The organism is Sphingomonas sp. ABOLH (assembly GCF_003951715.1).
Taxonomy (GTDB): Bacteria; Pseudomonadota; Alphaproteobacteria; order Sphingomonadales; family Sphingomonadaceae; genus Sphingomonas; species Sphingomonas hankookensis_A.
In genome coordinates, this window is sequence record NZ_QQWV01000026.1 from 17,566 (window position 1) to 34,196 (window position 16,631).

The following is a 16,631-nucleotide window of genomic DNA, read 5'->3' on the forward strand; positions in this document are numbered from 1 at the left end:
GGTTGGGTTTCGGCGGTCCAAAGTTCACTAAGTTCACACTCGTGCGCTGTTTGCGGCGTGGCGCGCGGGGTGGCGTTTGGGCGGGCGGGGGCGCGGACGATGGGAAAGAGCGGGGACGATGCTGGCAGGTTGGGTGCGTGTAGGAAAGGGGGGACATCGTCCCCGCGACGGGGACCGATAGACGTTGATGGTTCGGTCGGAGGTGCTGCTGCTGCGCGTGTGGATACCTGCCTTGGCGAGACCGTTGCGAACGTCCGCTTCACCGTATCCCCGCGAAGGCAGGGATCCAGGGTCGCATCCGCAAAGCTTTGTTTTGCTTGGCTCTGGACCCCCGCCTGCGCGGGGGTACGGCGAGTATGTGACTGAGCCCGAGACTTTCGGAGAGGCCTCGCCTTCGCGGGAATGACGACGGGGTGTTGTCGTGCCTCGCCATTGGCATCGGGCACCCAGATTACGTTCGGCGTGACGGTGGCAGGGTCAGAGGATGTCGTGGACGCGCTCGGGTGGGCGGGCGAGGACGACGCCCTTCGCCGTTTCGACGATCGGGCGTTCGATCAGGATCGGGTGCTCTGCCATCGCATCGAGGATCGTCGCATCGTCGGCGGTTTTGAGCGGTTTGGCTTCGGTCTCGCCGGTGCGCAGGGCTTCGCGCGGGGTCAGGTCGGCGCGGGTCAGCAGGGCGGCCAGTTCGTCGCGGGTCGGTGGGGTTTTCAGATATTCGACGATGGTTACGTCGGCGCCGGCTTGCGTGAGGAGCGCGAGGGCGGCGCGGGACTTCGAGCAGCGCGGGTTGTGGTAGATCGTGGCTTGCATGGTTCCTCCCCGGCACGGGGAGGAGGACCGCCGGCGCAGCCGGGTGTGGAGGGGGTTGGCCAGTTCCACCACGGTTGCGTCTGCGGAGGCCCCCCTCCACCATGCTACGCATGGTCCCCCTCCCCGCGAGCGGGGAGGATCTTGGGTGTTTGTTCGGGCCTGGTGCCCTCCCCGCGAGCGGGGAGAAGCTTCAGGTCAGTCGTTTTTCGCCAGCCATTCTTCCAGCCACTTGATCGTGTAGTCGCCCTGCTGGAACTGCGGGTCGTCGAGCAGCGCCTGGTGGAGCGGGATGGTGGTCTTCATCCCCTCGATCACGAACTCTTCCAAGGCGCGGCGCAGGCGCATCAGGCAGCGTTCGCGGCTGGTGCCGTAGACGATCAGCTTGGCGATCATGCTGTCGTAATAGGGCGGCACCTTATAGCCGGCGTAGAGCCCGCTATCGACGCGGACGTGCATGCCGCCGGGCGCATGGAAATGCTTCACCGTGCCGGGCGACGGCGCGAAGGTGCGCGGGTCCTCGGCATTGATGCGGCATTCGATGGCGTGGCCGGTGAAGCGGATCTGCTCCTGCTCGCATGACAGGCCATGGCCCTCGGCGACGCGGATCTGTTCGCGGACCAGGTCGATGCCGGTGATCATCTCCGTGACGGGATGTTCGACCTGCAAACGGGTGTTCATTTCGATGAAATAGAACTCGCCATCTTCCCACAGGAATTCGATCGTGCCCGCACCGCGATAGCCCATATCGGCCATCGCCTTGGCACAGATGCCGCCGATCCGTTCGCGATCGGCCTGGCTGAGCACGGGGGAGGGGGCTTCCTCCAGCACCTTCTGGTGGCGGCGCTGGAGCGAGCAGTCGCGCTCGCCCAGATGGACCGCCTTGCCATTGCCGTCGCCGAAGACCTGGATCTCGATGTGGCGCGGGTTGCCAAGATATTTTTCGAGATACACCGTGGCGTCGCCGAACGCGGCCTTTGCCTCGCTGCCGGCCTGCTGCATCAGCGTTTCGAGTTCGTCCTCGGAATGGCACACCTTCATGCCACGGCCGCCGCCGCCCGACGCTGCCTTGATGATGACCGGATAGCCGGCCTTGGCCGCGATCGCCTTCGCCTCGGCGATGTCGCTGATCGCGCCGTCGCTGCCGGGGACGAGCGGCAGGCCGAGCGCGCCGGCGGTGCGCTTCGCCTCGATCTTGTCGCCCATCGTGCGGATATGTTCGGGCTTCGGCCCGACGAAGATCAGGTTGTGCAGCTCGACGATCTCGGCGAACTTGGCGTTTTCCGACAGGAAGCCATAGCCCGGATGGATCGCGTCGGCGCCGCTGATCTCCGCCGCCGAAATGATATTGGGGATGTTGAGATAGCTGTCGGTCGCCGAGGGCGGGCCGATGCAGATCGCTTCGTCGGCAAGGCGGACGTGCATCGCGTCGGCGTCCGCAGTCGAATGGACCGCGACCGTCTTGATCCCCATTTCATGGCACGCGCGGTGGATGCGGAGCGCAATCTCACCCCGGTTGGCGATCAGCAGTTTCTTGATTTCGGGCATGTTATTCCACGACCACCAGCGGCTGGTCGAATTCGACCGGCTGGCCGTTCGACACCAGGATCTGCGTCACGGTGCCGGCGGCCGGGGCGACGATCGGGTTCATGACCTTCATCGCCTCGACGATCACCAGCGTGTCGCCGGCGGCGACCTTCTGCCCGACCGACACGAACGGCTTCGCTTCCGGGTTGGCGGCGAGATAGACGGTGCCGACCATCGGCGAGGTGACCGGGGGCACGCTGCTGACCGGCGCGACGGCGGCGCCGGCCTCGATCGTGGTGGTCGCTGCGCTGGCCAGCTGCGGTGCGGGCGCGGGGGCGTAGGCCGGGGCGGGGGCATAGCTTGCCGCCGCCTGTACCGGGGCGGGCTTGCGCACCACGCGGACCTTGCGCGCGCCGTCCTCCACCTCGACCTCGGTCAGGTCGGTTTCGTCCAGCACCTGCGCCAGCGCGCGGACGAGGTCGATGTCGACGCGCATCGCGTGGCTGGTGAACGGCGTTCCTTCGCCCTGATTGTCGTCTGCCATGGTAACCCCCAATGGTGTATTCTTAAAAAACCGCGCCCTTGTCAGATGCGGGCGGCCGCTTCAAGCGCGACCAGATAGGAAAGCGCGCCGAACCCCGCCACCGTGCCGCGCGCGGCGCGCCCGACATAGCTGACATGGCGAAACTCCTCGCGCTTGTGCGGATTGGACAGATGGACCTCGATCACCGGGGTCTTCACCGCCTTGATCGCGTCGTGGAGCGCGATCGACGTATGGGTATAGGCGCCGGCGTTGAGCAGGACGGCCTTCGCGCCTTCCGCCTGCGCCTCGTGCAGCCAGTCGACCAGATGGCCTTCATGGTTCGATTGGCGCAGGTCGATCTGAAGCCCCAGCTCGCGGGCGCGATCCTCCAGCATGCCGGCAATGTCGTCGAGCGTGTCCGACCCGTAGATTTCCGGCTCGCGCAGGCCGAGCAGGTTCAGGTTCGGGCCGTTGAGGACGAAGACGGTGGCGGTCAAGCGGGCAGGCTTTCGGTTGCGGGCGCGTGTGCGCGGTCCCTATATGCAGCGCACCATAGCCGGACCGGGCACCCCAAGTCGAGACGAGCAAGTCGAGACAGGGGGGCGCCCCGACAGGAGACGACATGCACAGCGACGGCACCATCACCATCACGGTCAACGGCGATCACATGCGGATTCGCGACGGGCTGACCATTGCCGAGCTGGCGGCACAGATCGGGCTGGTGCCGGAAAAGGTCGCGGTCGAACGCAATCTGGAGGTCGTGCCGCGCTCGACGCTGGCCGACGTCCGGGTCGAGGATGGCGACGAGCTGGAGATCGTGCATTTCGTCGGTGGCGGCGACCATCAAACGGTCGGGCAGGCGGCCGATACGTGGAGCGTGGCGGGCAAGACCTTTACCTCGCGGCTGATCGTCGGGACCGGCAAGTACAGGGATTTCGAACAGAATGCCGCGGCGGTGGCGGCATCGGGCGCGGAGATCGTGACCGTGGCGGTGCGCCGGGTGAATGTCAGCGATCCCAAGGCGCCGATGCTGACCGACTATATCGATCCGAAGAAGGTCACCTATCTGCCCAATACCGCCGGCTGTTTCGATGCCGACAGCGCGATCCGCACGCTGCGGCTGGCGCGCGAGGCTGGCGGCTGGGACCTCGTCAAGCTGGAGGTGCTGGGCGAGGCGCGGACGCTGTATCCCGACATGGTGGAAACGCTGCGGGCGACCGAGGTGCTGGCCAACGAAGGCTTCAAACCGATGGTGTACTGTGTCGACGATCCGATCGCGGCCAGGCGGCTGGAGGATGCCGGCGCGGTCGCGATCATGCCGCTGGGCGCACCGATCGGATCCGGCCTCGGCATCCAGAACCTCGTCACGATCCGGCTGATCGTCGAAGGCGCGAAGGTGCCGGTGCTGGTCGATGCCGGCGTCGGCCAGGCGAGCGATGCGGCGGTGGCGATGGAATTGGGCTGCGACGGGGTGCTGATGAACACCGCGATTGCCGAGGCGAAGGACCCGGTGCTGATGGCGCGGGCGATGAAGTCGGCGGTCGAGGCGGGGCGGATGGGCTATCTGGCCGGGCGCATGCAGCGGCGGCGCTATGCCGACCCGTCGAGCCCGCTCGCCGGACTGATATGAATCAGATTCAATGGAACCCGCAGGTCGGGCTGCGCTTTGTATAATCGCAATCCAGCGAGGGCAACCTCGCCAACCTACAGGAGCCTTTCATGGGTGAATTCACCGACAAGCTCGCCGCCGCTGGCAACAAGGTCGCCGGCAACGTGAAGGAAGCCGTTGGCAAGGCGACCGACAACGAGCGCCTGGAAGCCGAAGGCCAGGCCCAGCAGGCCAAGGGCACCGGCCAGGACGTGAAGGGCAGCGTCAAGGGCGCGCTCGGCGACAAGATCTGAGCTGATCGGACACCGCGTACCGCCGGGTAGTTGGCGGATGGTGTCGAAGGGGCCGTTCCGGGAAACCGGGGCGACCCCTTTTTTGGTCAGAAGCGGTAGCCGAGGCCTGCGACGACATGATGGCGCTCGACGCCGTTTTCGAGAACGGTCTGGCCGATCGTCTCGCGGTCGGCGGCATAGTTGGCGTAGCGATATTCGAGCTTGCCATAGGCGCGGCTGGTCAGGCCGAATTCGCCGCCCGCGCCCAGGTGGAAGCCGTCCAGCCGGCGTCTGGCGCGGTAGCTGAACGCAGGGTCGGTCAGGTCGCGGACGTCGCGGCGGACTTCGCCGTTGCTGTAGCCGCTCTTGAGATAGACCAGCGAATTGGGGCCGGTGATGAAGCCGATGCGCGCGCCGACATCGATCTCGCGTCCGGTCGACAGGCAGTCACGCGCGACCACGGTCGCACCGAACGACAGGTCGTCGCACGTCTCCAGCGTCGATTTCGACAGGCCGGCATAGACGCCGAGCACCGAGGCGCGCGACAGCACCATGTCATAGCCGACTTCGCCGCCATAGGTGATGCCGCTGTCGCCGGCGCTGGTTTCGCTGCGCTCGGTGCCGTCGCGCACCTCGGTCACGACATCGACCCGGTCCCAGCCGACGCGCAGTTCGATGCGGGGGCCGAGCGGCGTGTCGACGATGTCCTGCGCGGCGGCGGGTGCGGCGATGGCGACGGCAAGCGTGGCGGCGGTGATGGTCGCGACGGTCTTCACGGAAATCCCCCGGAGATTGAATGTCTTGGCCGAGGGATAGGGTCGAATCGATACGATAGGCTTAACGCGCGCGCATCGCGGCGATGGTGGTGCCGTGGGTGATGACGTTCATGTCGGTGCGCAGGTGGAGCAGCCGCACGCCGTCCCGCGCCAATGCCCGGTCGAGCGCGGGGGCGAATTGCTCGGTCGTCTCGACCGTTTCGGCCCAGGCGCCATAGGCGCGGGCGAGCGCGGCGAAATCGGGGTTGGTGAGCGCGGTGCCGCTGACCCGTGCGGGATATTCACGCTCCTGATGCATGCGGATCGTGCCGTAACCGCCATTGTCGACCAGCAGGACCAGCAGGTTCGCCTGCGTCCGGATCGCGGTTGCCAATTCCTGTCCGTTCATCAGGAAATCGCCGTCGCCCGCAATTGCCACCGCCAGCTTGTCCGGGCAGCGCAAGGCGGCGGCAACGGCGGCGGGCGTGCCGTAGCCCATCGCGCCGCAGGTCGGGGCCAGCTGCGTGCCCGACCAGCCATAATGCCAGTAGCGATGCCACCAGCCGGAGAAATTGCCCGCGCCGTTGCAGATGATCGTGTCGTGCCCCGAAAGCCGCTCGCGCATCGCCGCGACGCACGGACCGAGGTCGAGGGTGACGTCGCGCGGTACGGGGGTGTACCATGCCAGCCATTCGCCATGCGCCTCGGCCATTGCCGGGCGAGGCTCGACGGGCGGTTCGGCGCGGGCGAGCATGGCGGCGAAGGCGTGAGGATCGGCAGCGATGGCGAGGTCGGCGCGGTACACCCGGTCGAGTTCGGCCGGGTCGGGATGGACGTGGATCAGCGTCTGCCCGGGATGGTCGGGGGTGACGAGGGTGTAGCCGTCGGTCGTCGCCTCCCCCAGCCGCGCGCCGATCACGAGCAGCAGGTCGGCGGCCTTGATCCGCTGGACCAGTTTGGGCGAGGGGCCGTAGCCGAGATTGCCGGCCCATGCCGCGCTGTCATTGGCGATGGCGTCCTGTCGCCGGAACGCGCCCGCGACGGGGATGCCCCAGCGCTCGGCGAAGGCACTGAACGCCGCGCCGGTCGCTTTGTCCCAGCCCGCGCCGCCGACGATCGCCACCGGCCGCTCGGCCCCGGCGATGCGATCGAGCAGGTCGGTGAAGTCGGCGGGATCGAGGGTGGTTGCCAAGGGGACGAGCGGCGGCCGGTCGGCGACTTCCGCGCGTTCGCACAGCATGTCCTCGGGCAGCGCGATCACGACCGGGCCCGGCCGCCCGGAGGTGGCGGTGCGCCATGCGCGGGCGACATATTCGGGAATGCGCGCCGGATCGTCGATGCGCAGCACCAGCTTGGCGAGCGGGGCGAACATGGCGAGGAAGTCGACTTCCTGAAAGCCTTCGCGGTCGCGCATCCCGCGGTCTACATCGCCGATGAACAGCAGCATCGGCACCGAATCCTGCCGCGCGACATGCACCCCGATCGACGCATTGGTCGCACCGGGGCCGCGCGTGACGAAGGCGACGCCCGGCCGGCCGGTCAGCACGCCATCGGCGCACGCCATGAAGCCGACCCCGCCCTCCTGCCGGCAGGTCACCAGATCGATCGTCGGCGTGTCGTGCAGCGCGTCTAGCACGGCGAGGAAACTTTCGCCCGGCACGTGGAAGATGCGGTCGCAGCCTTGCAGGGCAAGGGCGTCGACAAGGATACGGCCACCGGTGCGCGACTCTGTCATTTTTGCAGGCTAACGCGGGGTCGGGCCGGGCGCCAGTACCGGGTCTTTGTGGACTGGTTCCCGACGTTGGCCGGCTGGGGGTGACGGGTGGGGCAAGGGTGTCGCGCATCATCGGCGGGGTCGCGGACGATGTCGCCAAGTTGAAAGCTGGTTCAGGTTCTTGACCCGCCCCGGCGGCCATGCGTAATCCGCCTGAACGGAAGTTGGGAGAGTGGCGATGAAGAAGCTGTACCCGAATGCGGAGGCTGCGCTCGACGGGCTGCTGCACGACGGCATGACGCTGTGCGCCGGTGGGTTCGGCCTGTGCGGCATTCCCGAACGGCTGATCGATGCGATCGAGGCATCGGGGGTCAAGGATCTTACCATCGCCAGCAACAATGCCGGGATCGACGGGCAGGGGCTGGGCAAGCTGCTGCGCAGCCGGCAGGTGAAGAAGATGATTTCCAGCTATGTCGGCGAGAACAAGGAGTTCGAGCGGCAATATCTGAGCGGCGAGCTGGAGGTGGAATTCTGCCCGCAGGGGACTCTGGCAGAACGCTGCCGTGCGGGCGGGGCGGGGATTCCCGGCTTCTATACCAGGACCGGCGTCGGCACGCTGATCGCCGAGGGCAAGGAAGTGAAGCAGTTCGACGGGGAGGATTATATCCTCGAACGCGGCATCCGTGCCGACCTGTCGATCATCAAGGGGTGGAAGGCCGACGAGGCCGGCAACCTGATCTTCCGCAAGACCGCGCGCAACTTCAACCAGCCGATGGCGACCGCCGCCAACATCTGCGTCGCCGAGGTCGAGGAAGTGGTGCCGGTGGGGTCGCTCGACCCCGATGCGATCCACCTGCCGGGGATTTACGTGAAGCGGATGATCGTCGGTGCGCCCTATGACAAGCAGATCGAGTTCCGCACGGTGCGGGAGCGGGTTTGATGGTGGCTCGCAGAAGTCGTATTCCCGCGCAGGCGGGAATCCAGGGTTATGATACGCCGACGTCTGCGCCTGTGGCTCTGGATCCCCGCCTGCGCGGGGATACGGTCGGGGCGGTGGTCAAGGCCCTGACCCTCGCCACCGCCGCCTTCGCCCTGTCGGGCTGCGTCGTCGCGGTCGGCAACCAGTCGCCCGCCCCGGTTGCGCCGGCCACCGTGGCGGGCGTGCCGGCGGGGATGCAGTATCTCTACGGATCGGGCGAGGCCGTTGCCGCCAGCCGGCAGACCTATTCGGCGCTGGTCCGCTATGTGCAGCAATATCAGCGCGACCGCACGACGCTACGCCGCATGCCGCTACAGGCGGTGCTGGCGCCCGGCGCGACGCTGGCCCAGCCGACGCAGCTGACCTGTACCGGCAAAGCGGCCGTCGTGTTCGATGTCGATGAAACCGTGCTGCTCAACACCGGCTATGAATATTCCGACGCGCGCGGTGGGCTGAGCTATGACGCCAGCCGCTGGGAACGGTGGGAGCGGTCGGACGGGCGCGCGACGCGGGCCGTGCCGGGCGCGGTCGAGGGGCTGGCGGCGCTGCGCGCGGCGGGTGTGACCGTGGTGTTCAATTCGAACCGCAACGCCGCGACCGCATCCTATACCGAAGCGGTGCTGAACCGCGCCGGCCTCGGCCCCGCCAGGCATGGCGAGACATTGTTCCTGAAGGGCGATGCGCCGGGCGGGTCGGGCAAGGATGCCCGCCGGGCGCTGATCGCGGCGAAATATTGCGTCGTCGCGCTGGTCGGCGATCAGCTGGGCGACTTTACCGACCTGTTCAATGCGGGCCTCAAGCCCGCCGAGCGGCGCGCGGCAGCGGATTCGCCGGCGATCGCGCCGCTATGGGGCAATGGCTGGTTCCTGTTGCCCAACCCGGTCTATGGCACCGCGCTGGCCGGTGATTTCGACGACGTCTTCCCCAATGATCTGCGCTGGAGCGATCCCGGCGCGCCCAAGGAGTAATCGCATGGCCTGGACCCGCGACGAAATGGCGGCACGCGCCGCGCGCGAGCTGAAGGACGGTTTCTACGTCAACCTCGGCATCGGCATCCCGACGCTGGTGGCGAACCATATCCCGGACGGGGTCGAGGTGACGCTGCAGTCGGAAAACGGGATGCTGGGCATCGGCCCGTTCCCCTATGCCGGCGAAGAGGATGCCGACCTGATCAATGCCGGCAAGCAGACGATCAGCGAATTGCCGCAGTCGGTCTATTTCAGCAGCGCCGACAGCTTCGCCATGATCCGCGGCGGGCATATCGACCTGACCGTGCTCGGCGCGATGGAGGTGTCGGAAAAGGGCGACATCGCCAACTGGATGATCCCGGGCAAGATGGTGAAGGGCATGGGCGGCGCCATGGACCTGGTCGCCGGGGTCAAGAAGATCATCGTCGTTATGGAGCATACCTCCAAGAACGGCGACCCGAAGTTCATCCCGGAATGCACCCTGCCGCTGACCGGGCTGGGGGTGGTCGACATGATCATCACCGATCTCGCGGTGTTCGCCCGCGACGATCATGCCAGCCCGTTCCGGCTGATCGAAACTGCTCCGGGCGTGAGCGCGGAGGAAGTGCGGTCGAAGACGACGGCGGCGTACGAGGGATAAGGTCTAAGAATTGGTTCACGCGAAGGCGCGGAGGCGCGGAGAGAGAAGAAGGTAGTTTTCGCGAAGAGGCGCAGAGGACGCAGAGGGGCTGTGGGCGCGGCGGTTGCAGCCTGTCCGGCGCAGCCTCTCTTCCTGTTGCGACGAAAGCTGAAGGCCGCTGGTGCGGCGGGGCTTCACCGCGAACGCCACCCCTCTGCGTCCTCTGCGCCTCTGCGCGAACCAATTCTTCTACTTCTTCCTCCGCGTCTCCGCGCCTTCGCGTAAAAACAACCTTCTTTCACTGTCGCGAAGCCGTCTCCGGCATCTTCCACCAAAGCAACCCCAGCCCGACCGCCGCGATCCCCGCCAGCAGCAGGAACGCCGCGTCGTATCCGCCGCGCACGATCATCACGCCCGCCAGCGTGGTGCTGAGCGCGCCGCCCAGCCCCTGCACCGTCGCCACCGCGCCCTGCGCCGCGTTGAACCGGCCGGTGCCGCGCATGATCGCCGCGACGACCACCGGCAACAGCGCGCCGAAGATGCCCGCGCCGATCCCGTCGAGAAGCTGCACGCCCAGCAGCCAGGCCGGCGCATCGGCCACGCTATAGAGCACGCCGCGCGCCACCAGCACGCCCATGCCGACCAGCAGGATCGGGCGGTGGCCCCAGCGATCGGCGTTGCGCCCAACGACGATCGCGACCGGGACCATCACCAACTGCGCCCCGACGATGCAGGCGGCGACCAGCGACGTCGCCTGTCCCGCGCCGACCTCGCGCCCCAGCAACTGCCCGACGGCGGGCAGCATCGCGGCATTGGCGAGGTGGAACAGGAACGCCGCCCCGGCAAAGATCGCCAGCGCCGGATTGCCGGTCAGCGTGGCGAGCAGCGAGGGCGTGGGCGCGCAGGATTCGTCCGGCTTCCCCTCGCACCCGCGCGCGACGTCATGGTCGATCGCATCGCCATCGACCCACAGGATCGCGGCAATGCTGCACGCCGCCAGAATACCCATCAGGTAGAAGACGACCACGGGGCCGAACTTCCACGCGAGCAGCCCGGCCAACGCGGCGGCGACGGCGTTGCCGGCATGGTTGAACGCTTCGTTGCGCCCGACGCGGCGGGTGAATGCCTTCGGTCCGACGATCCCGAGCGAAATCGCGGCGATGCCCGGCGCGAACACCGCCCCCGCCACTGCCGCGACCGACTGGGTAGCGGCGACCGCAAAGAAGCCGGAAACGATCGGCAGCGAAATCGACGCCAGCGTCACCAGCAGCGCGGCGACGACCAGCAGCGCGCGCTTCGCCTTCACGCGGTCGACCAGCGCGCCCGCCGGGGTCGTCGCCAGCAGCCCGGCGATCCCGGCGATGGTCATCACCATCCCCGCCGTCGCCTCGTCCCAGCCATGGGTCGGCCCTCGGACCGACACGAGATAGATGGCGAGATACGGTCCCAACCCGTCGCGAACGTCGGCCAGAAACGCGTTCATCGCATCGAGGGCGCGGGCGTTGCGGCCATGGGCGGGATCGGGATGGGGCGGCATGGGGCGATCCCGTAAAGGAGGATCGCGCAGGAACGTCGATTGCCTGCGAAGGGTCCGCGGATCGAATACGAAATTTGCCAAGGCTGGTAATAAAATGTCGCCAGACCTTTCGTTCGCGGCTGTTTTCGGTTAACGCGCGGCCATGAGTAGCCGTCCGCAAACCCTGTACGAGAAAATCTGGAACGACCATGTCGTCGAGCGTCGCGCCGACGGCACCTGCCTGATCTATATCGACCGGCATCTCGTCCACGAAGTCACCAGCCCGCAGGCGTTCGCCGGGCTGCGCGCCAATGGCCGCACCGTGCGCCGGCCCGATCTGACGCTGGCGGTGCCTGACCACAACCTGCCGACAACGCCGCGGGTCGATGCGGCGGGCAACCGCCTGCCCACCGTCGATCCGGCCAGCGCCAGCCAGCTCGCCGCGCTGGAAAAGAACGCGCCCGATTTCGGCATCCGCTATATCGACGCGACGGCGGCGGAGCAGGGCATCGTCCATGTCGTCGGGCCGGAACAGGGTTTCACCCTGCCTGGCACGACCCTGGTGTGCGGGGACAGCCATACCAGCGCGCACGGCGCGCTGGGCGCGCTGGCGTTCGGCATCGGCACCAGCGAGGTCGAGCATGTGCTGGCGACCCAAACGCTGTTGCTGCAGCAATCGAAGACGATGGAAATCCGCGTCGACGGGACGCTCGGCTATGGCGTGTCGGCCAAGGACGTCGTGCTGGCGATCATCGGCAAGACCGGGGCGGCAGGCGGCACCGGCTATGTCGTCGAATATACCGGCGACGTCATTCGCAGCCTGTCGATCGAAGGGCGGCTGACCGTCAGCAACATGTCGATCGAGGGGGGCGCGCGTTCCGGCCTGATCGCACCGGACGAGACGACCTTCGCGTACCTCAAGGGCCGGCCGATGGCACCGAAGGGCGACGCGTGGACCCAAGCCGTCGAATACTGGCGGACGCTGCCGAGCGATGCGGGGGCGGTGTATGACAAGGTGGTACAGCTGCACGCCAGCGACATCGCCCCGTCGCTGACCTGGGGCACCAGCCCCGAGGATGTCGTGCCGATCACCGGCGTGGTGCCGTCGCCCGACAGCTTCGCCGATCCGAGCAAGCGCGTCGCGGCGCAGAAATCGCTCGACTATATGGGCCTGACGCCCGGCACGCGGATGCAGGACGTGCCGGTCAGCTACATCTTCATCGGCAGCTGCACCAACAGCCGGATCGAGGATCTGCGTGCGGCGGCCAGCGTCGTGAAGGGGCGCCATGTCGCGGGCGGGATCAAGCAGGCGCTGGTCGTGCCTGGATCGGGGCTGGTCAAGCGCCAGGCCGAGGCCGAGGGGCTGGACCGCATCTTTACCGAAGCCGGCTTCGAATGGCGCGAGCCGGGCTGTTCGATGTGCCTGGCGATGAACCCGGACAAGGTGCCGCCGGGCGAACGCTGTGCTTCCACCAGCAATCGCAATTTCGTAGGACGGCAGGGACCGGGCGCGCGGACGCACCTCGTCTCCCCGGCGATGGCGGCGGCGGCGGCGGTGACGGGGCGGCTGGCCGATGTACGCGATTTGGTGACGGAGTAAGGCGGATGAAGCGGGTTCTGATCGCGTTGATTGCGGGCGCGGTGCTGAGCGGCATGGCGGCCGCCTATGCCTCGGTCCGTCCGGCCAAGGCGGCGGCCCCGTCGCGGACGGACGCGCGGCAGTGATCGCACGCCTCGCGGCACTGGCCGCACTGGTGCTGACGATGGCGCAGGCACCGGCACCCAAGCCTGCCGCCGACGTCGAGCTGTGGCGGCTCGATTGCGGCGGTGTGCAGGTCAACGACCTCAACGCCTTTTCCGACACGCTGGCCTATAGCGGACAAAGCAAGCGGCTGGTCGCCAGCTGCTATCTCATCCGCCACGGCAGCGACTATATGCTGTGGGACACCGGCCTGCCCGAGGCGGTGATCGGCCAGCCGGTGAGCAACACCGACGCGATGTCGCCGATCCTGACGACGACGATCAAGCGGCAGCTGGCGCAGATCGGCGTGAAGCCCGAACAGATCGGCCGCGTCGGCATCAGCCATTATCATTTCGACCACACCGGACAGGCGGCGGGCTTTCCGGGCGCGACCTTGCTGATCGGCAAGGGCGATGCCGATGCGCTGAGTGCCGGCAAGCCCGGCACCAGTGCCGAACCGCTCAAACCCTGGTTCGGTGGCGGCGCGAAGATCGAGGCGATCGATGCCGACAAGGACGTGTTCGGCGACGGCAGCGTCACCCTGCTGAACCTGCCGGGCCATACGCCGGGGCATCACGCGCTGCTGGTCGTATTGAAGGGGAAGGGGCCGGTGCTGCTGTCCGGCGACCTTGCCCATTTCCGGGAAAATTACGACACGAACGGGGTGCCGCCGTTCAACACCGATCGCGCGGCTACGCTCGCCTCGCTCGACCGGTTCAAGAAGCTGGCGGGCAATGTGAAGGCGACCGTGATCCTGCAACATGAACCGGGCGATGTCGCCAAGCTGCCGGCCTTCCCGGCATCGGCGCGCTGATGGAACCGATCACCAAGGTCGAAGGGCGCGCCTATCCGTGGGGCGCCAAGAATATCGACACCGACATCATCATCCCGGCGCACTGGCTGAAGACCACCACCCGCGAAGGGCTGGGCAAGGGCGCGTTCGAAAGCGTGCGGGCGGAACCGGACAATATCTTCGACGATCCGCGCTATGCCGGCGCGCCGGTGCTGATCGCGGGCGAGAATTTCGGCTGCGGGTCGAGCCGCGAACATGCCGCCTGGGCGCTTACCGACATGGGGGTCAGGGCGGTGATCGCGCCGAGCTTTTCCGACATCTTCTCCGGCAACGCGATCAAGAACGGGATCGTCACCGTTGTCCTGCCACAGGACGCGATCGATCGCCTGGTCGAGGTCGCGAAGACCGACATGGTTGCCGTCGATCTGGAGACGATGACTGTCACCACCCCGTATCAGGATCGTTTTCCCTTCGAGCTCGACCCCTTTCGTCGCCAATGCCTGATGGAAGGGCTGGACGAGATCGGCATGACGCTGGCACAAGATACCGCGATTTCGAAATATGAGTCCGGCGTGGCCAGTGCCCGACCGTGGCTCCACCAGGAGAGCGGACATGCGGGCGTTGCTGTCGAAGGAAACGGGCGGACCTGACACGCTGACCATCGGCGACCTGCCGGACCCGGTCGCGGGCCGGGGTCAGGTCGTCATTGCGGTCAGGGCATGTGCGGTAAACTATCCCGACCTCCTGATTATCGAAGATAAATACCAGTTCCGCCCCGAACGCCCGTTCGCGCCGGGTGGCGAAGTGGCGGGCGTGATCGACAGCATCGGCGACGGCGTCACCGGCTGGGCGGTCGGCGACCGGGTCGTGGCGGTCACCGGCCATGGCGGCATGGTCGAGAAGCTGGCGGTGCCTGCCGCCGCGCTCCACCGCCTGCCACCAAACCGCAGTTTCGAAGATGGCGCGGCGCTGCTGCTGACCTATGCCACGTCGATCCATGCGCTGCTCGATCGCGGCCGACTGGGCGAGGGGCAGACGCTGCTGGTGCTGGGCGCGGCAGGCGGCGTCGGCCTTGCCTCGATCGAACTGGGCAAGGCGTTCGGCGCGCGGGTCGTCGCGGCGGTATCCTCGGAAGAAAAGGCGGCGGCTGCAAAGGACGCGGGCGCGGACGAGACGGTCGTCTACCCCCACGCCCCGCTCGACAAGGACGCATCGCGGGCGCTGGCCGAGGCGTTCAAGGCGGCGGTGGGGCCCAAGGGCGCGGACGTGGTGTTCGACCCGGTCGGTGGCGACTATGCCGAACCCGCGCTGCGCAGCGTCGGGTGGGAGGGGCGCTATCTGGTCGTCGGCTTCCCGGCGGGCATCCCGAAGCTGCCGCTCAACCTGACGCTGCTGAAAAGCTGCGACGTGTGCGGCGTGTTCTGGGGCGCGTTCGCGATGCGCGATCCGGCGGCGAATGCCGCGCACGTCGCGACCTTGTTCCGCCTGTGGGACGAGGGCCGGATCGCGCCGCGCGTGACGGGCACGTTCCCGCTGGAGCGTGGTGGCGAGGCAATTGCCGCGCTGGCCGCGCGCAAGGTCATCGGGAAGCTGGTGGTGGTGATCTAACCGTATCCCCGCGCAGGCGGGGATCCAGGGTTAGCGGGCGCCAGCGCCGGTTCTACCTGGCTCTGGACCCCCGCCTGCGCGGGGGTACACCGACTGTCGAGGTCCGCTCCGCCCGACACCTGTGCCGTTGCGCGTAACCCCGTCGCATCCTATCTCGCGAAGGAGGGATGAGTAGGGGAATGCGATGACGACGTTCGACGACCGGGAACGTGCCTTTGAAGCCAAATTCGCCCGCGATGGCGAAATTGCGTTTCGGGTGACGGCACGGCGCAACAAGCTGCTGGGCCAATGGGCGGCCGAGCGGATGGAGCTGACCCCGGCCGAGACCGATGCCTATGCGACCTCGGTCGTGCAGGCCGATTTCGAGGAAGTCGGCGACGACGACGTGATCCGCAAGCTGCTGTCCGACCTCGCCGCCGCGGGTGTCGATACCGACGAAGCGCAGATTCGCCAGGCGATGGCCGATTGCGATGTCGAGGCGCGTCGCCAGCTGCTCGGAAGCATCTGACATGCCGATGGAAGCACAGGCGATCGAGGCATTGATCGTCGCCGCGATCCCCGATGCCGTGGTCGAGATCACCGATCTGGCGGGCGACGGCGACCATTATGCCGCGCGGGTCGTGTCGGGAAGTTTCCGGGGTAAGCCGCGCATCGCGCAGCAGCGCGCGGTCTATGCCGCGCTCGGCGGGCGGATGGGGGGCGAACTCCATGCGCTGCAACTGACCACTGCCGTTCCCCAGGATTGAATCGCCGACACGGCGCCAAAAGGAAATGACAATGACCGACGATACCCATGCCCGCATCGACGCGGTGGTGAAGAACAACCCGGTGGTGCTGTTCATGAAGGGCAGCCCGCTATTCCCGCAGTGCGGCTTTTCCAGCCGCGCGGTTGCAATCCTTAACCACCTGAACACCCAGTTCGAAAGCGTCGACGTGCTGCAGGACCAGGGCATCCGCCAGGGCATCAAGGCCTATTCGGACTGGCCGACCATTCCGCAACTCTATGTCAACGGCGAATTCGTCGGCGGGTCTGACATCATGATGGAAATGTACGAGAGCGGCGAGCTGGCCGAGCTGCTGGGCGGCAAGGCGGCGTAAAAGCCGCCTCTCCCGGAACCCTCCGTCACCCCGGGCTCGATCCGGGGTCCCGCTTCTTCTTCCTGACGGCACCCCAAACCGTCGCCCCAGCGAAGGCTG

Annotated in this window: 19 protein-coding genes; 12 read left to right on the top strand and 7 right to left on the bottom strand. The window is 67.2% G+C overall.

Features of this window, described 5'->3' with window-relative positions; translation table 11 throughout:
- Nucleotides 1-477: 477 nt before the first annotated feature.
- The 4 genes from arsC to aroQ all read right to left on the bottom strand — a co-directional run bounded on the left by arsC (nucleotide 478) and on the right by aroQ (nucleotide 3,357).
- Nucleotides 478-813 carry an arsenate reductase (glutaredoxin) gene (gene arsC, locus CA237_RS12600; protein ID WP_066688849.1) on the bottom strand — a complete coding sequence of 112 codons (336 nt, stop codon included), beginning with the start codon at nucleotides 811-813 and terminating at the stop codon, nucleotides 478-480.
- 195 nt (nucleotides 814-1,008) lie between these two features.
- Nucleotides 1,009-2,358 (bottom strand): acetyl-CoA carboxylase biotin carboxylase subunit, encoded by a 1,350-nt coding sequence (accC, locus tag CA237_RS12605; protein WP_066688847.1) that lies wholly within the window; start codon nucleotides 2,356-2,358, stop codon nucleotides 1,009-1,011.
- Between the two features lies 1 nt (nucleotide 2,359).
- Nucleotides 2,360-2,881, bottom strand: coding sequence for an acetyl-CoA carboxylase biotin carboxyl carrier protein (gene accB, locus CA237_RS12610; protein WP_066688845.1), 522 nt, complete (start codon nucleotides 2,879-2,881; stop codon nucleotides 2,360-2,362).
- Nucleotides 2,882-2,922: 41 nt separating this feature from the next.
- The gene (gene aroQ, locus CA237_RS12615; RefSeq protein ID WP_066688843.1) at nucleotides 2,923-3,357 is read right to left on the bottom strand and encodes a type II 3-dehydroquinate dehydratase; all 435 of its coding nucleotides are present in this window, start codon (nucleotides 3,355-3,357) and stop codon (nucleotides 2,923-2,925) included.
- A gap of 125 nt (nucleotides 3,358-3,482) precedes the next feature.
- On the opposite strand from aroQ, the gene thiS reads away from it, so the two are divergent.
- Entirely contained in the window at nucleotides 3,483-4,490 is a 1,008-nt protein-coding gene (gene thiS, locus CA237_RS12620) for a sulfur carrier protein ThiS (RefSeq protein ID WP_084401354.1), read from the top strand.
- Nucleotides 4,491-4,579: 89 nt separating this feature from the next.
- A complete protein-coding gene (locus CA237_RS12625) occupies nucleotides 4,580-4,762 on the top strand; it encodes a CsbD family protein (RefSeq protein WP_066688841.1) in 183 nt (60 codons plus the stop codon).
- 86 nt (nucleotides 4,763-4,848) lie between these two features.
- Here CA237_RS12625 and CA237_RS12630 read toward each other — a convergent pair whose 3' ends face one another.
- Nucleotides 4,849-5,517: an outer membrane beta-barrel protein gene (locus CA237_RS12630; RefSeq protein WP_066688840.1), complete on the bottom strand. Its 669-nt coding sequence runs from the start codon at nucleotides 5,515-5,517 to the stop codon at nucleotides 4,849-4,851.
- 61 nt (nucleotides 5,518-5,578) lie between these two features.
- Nucleotides 5,579-7,231 (bottom strand): thiamine pyrophosphate-binding protein, encoded by a 1,653-nt coding sequence (locus tag CA237_RS12635; RefSeq protein ID WP_126014272.1) that lies wholly within the window; start codon nucleotides 7,229-7,231, stop codon nucleotides 5,579-5,581.
- A 217-nt stretch (nucleotides 7,232-7,448) separates the two neighbouring features.
- Here CA237_RS12635 and CA237_RS12640 point away from each other — a divergent pair, with 217 nt between their 5' ends.
- From CA237_RS12640 to CA237_RS12650, 3 genes are all read left to right on the top strand, one after another.
- Complete coding sequence (locus CA237_RS12640) at nucleotides 7,449-8,150, top strand: CoA transferase subunit A (protein WP_066688837.1); 702 nt, start codon at nucleotides 7,449-7,451, stop codon at nucleotides 8,148-8,150.
- A gap of 71 nt (nucleotides 8,151-8,221) precedes the next feature.
- Nucleotides 8,222-9,157 (top strand): HAD family acid phosphatase, encoded by a 936-nt coding sequence (locus tag CA237_RS12645; RefSeq protein ID WP_332307266.1) that lies wholly within the window; start codon nucleotides 8,222-8,224, stop codon nucleotides 9,155-9,157.
- Nucleotides 9,158-9,161: 4 nt separating this feature from the next.
- Nucleotides 9,162-9,797 (top strand): CoA transferase subunit B, encoded by a 636-nt coding sequence (locus tag CA237_RS12650; RefSeq protein ID WP_066688835.1) that lies wholly within the window; start codon nucleotides 9,162-9,164, stop codon nucleotides 9,795-9,797.
- A 277-nt stretch (nucleotides 9,798-10,074) separates the two neighbouring features.
- Here the strand turns inward: CA237_RS12650 and CA237_RS12655 are convergent, their stop codons facing one another.
- Entirely contained in the window at nucleotides 10,075-11,313 is a 1,239-nt protein-coding gene (locus tag CA237_RS12655; RefSeq protein ID WP_084401348.1) for an MFS transporter, read from the bottom strand.
- A gap of 142 nt (nucleotides 11,314-11,455) precedes the next feature.
- Here CA237_RS12655 and leuC point away from each other — a divergent pair, with 142 nt between their 5' ends.
- From leuC to grxD, 7 genes are all read left to right on the top strand, one after another.
- Entirely contained in the window at nucleotides 11,456-12,892 is a 1,437-nt protein-coding gene (gene leuC, locus CA237_RS12660) for a 3-isopropylmalate dehydratase large subunit (RefSeq protein ID WP_066688834.1), read from the top strand.
- A gap of 121 nt (nucleotides 12,893-13,013) precedes the next feature.
- Nucleotides 13,014-13,847 (top strand): N-acyl homoserine lactonase family protein, encoded by an 834-nt coding sequence (locus CA237_RS12665; protein WP_332307265.1) that lies wholly within the window; start codon nucleotides 13,014-13,016, stop codon nucleotides 13,845-13,847.
- Nucleotides 13,847-14,476, top strand: a complete 630-nt coding sequence (gene leuD / locus CA237_RS12670) for a 3-isopropylmalate dehydratase small subunit (protein ID WP_066688833.1) — start codon at nucleotides 13,847-13,849, stop codon at nucleotides 14,474-14,476. The genes CA237_RS12665 and leuD overlap by 1 nt, the downstream gene beginning before the upstream one ends.
- Entirely contained in the window at nucleotides 14,439-15,434 is a 996-nt protein-coding gene (locus CA237_RS12675) for an NADPH:quinone oxidoreductase family protein (RefSeq protein WP_198158498.1), read from the top strand. The genes leuD and CA237_RS12675 overlap by 38 nt, the downstream gene beginning before the upstream one ends.
- A gap of 184 nt (nucleotides 15,435-15,618) precedes the next feature.
- Nucleotides 15,619-15,942: a DUF1476 domain-containing protein gene (locus CA237_RS12680; protein WP_126014274.1), complete on the top strand. Its 324-nt coding sequence runs from the start codon at nucleotides 15,619-15,621 to the stop codon at nucleotides 15,940-15,942.
- A gap of 1 nt (nucleotide 15,943) precedes the next feature.
- The gene (locus CA237_RS12685; protein ID WP_066688828.1) at nucleotides 15,944-16,180 is read left to right on the top strand and encodes a BolA family transcriptional regulator; all 237 of its coding nucleotides are present in this window, start codon (nucleotides 15,944-15,946) and stop codon (nucleotides 16,178-16,180) included.
- 31 nt (nucleotides 16,181-16,211) lie between these two features.
- Nucleotides 16,212-16,532, top strand: a complete 321-nt coding sequence (gene grxD, locus CA237_RS12690; protein WP_066688826.1) for a Grx4 family monothiol glutaredoxin — start codon at nucleotides 16,212-16,214, stop codon at nucleotides 16,530-16,532.
- The last annotated feature ends 99 nt before the right edge of the window (nucleotides 16,533-16,631 follow it).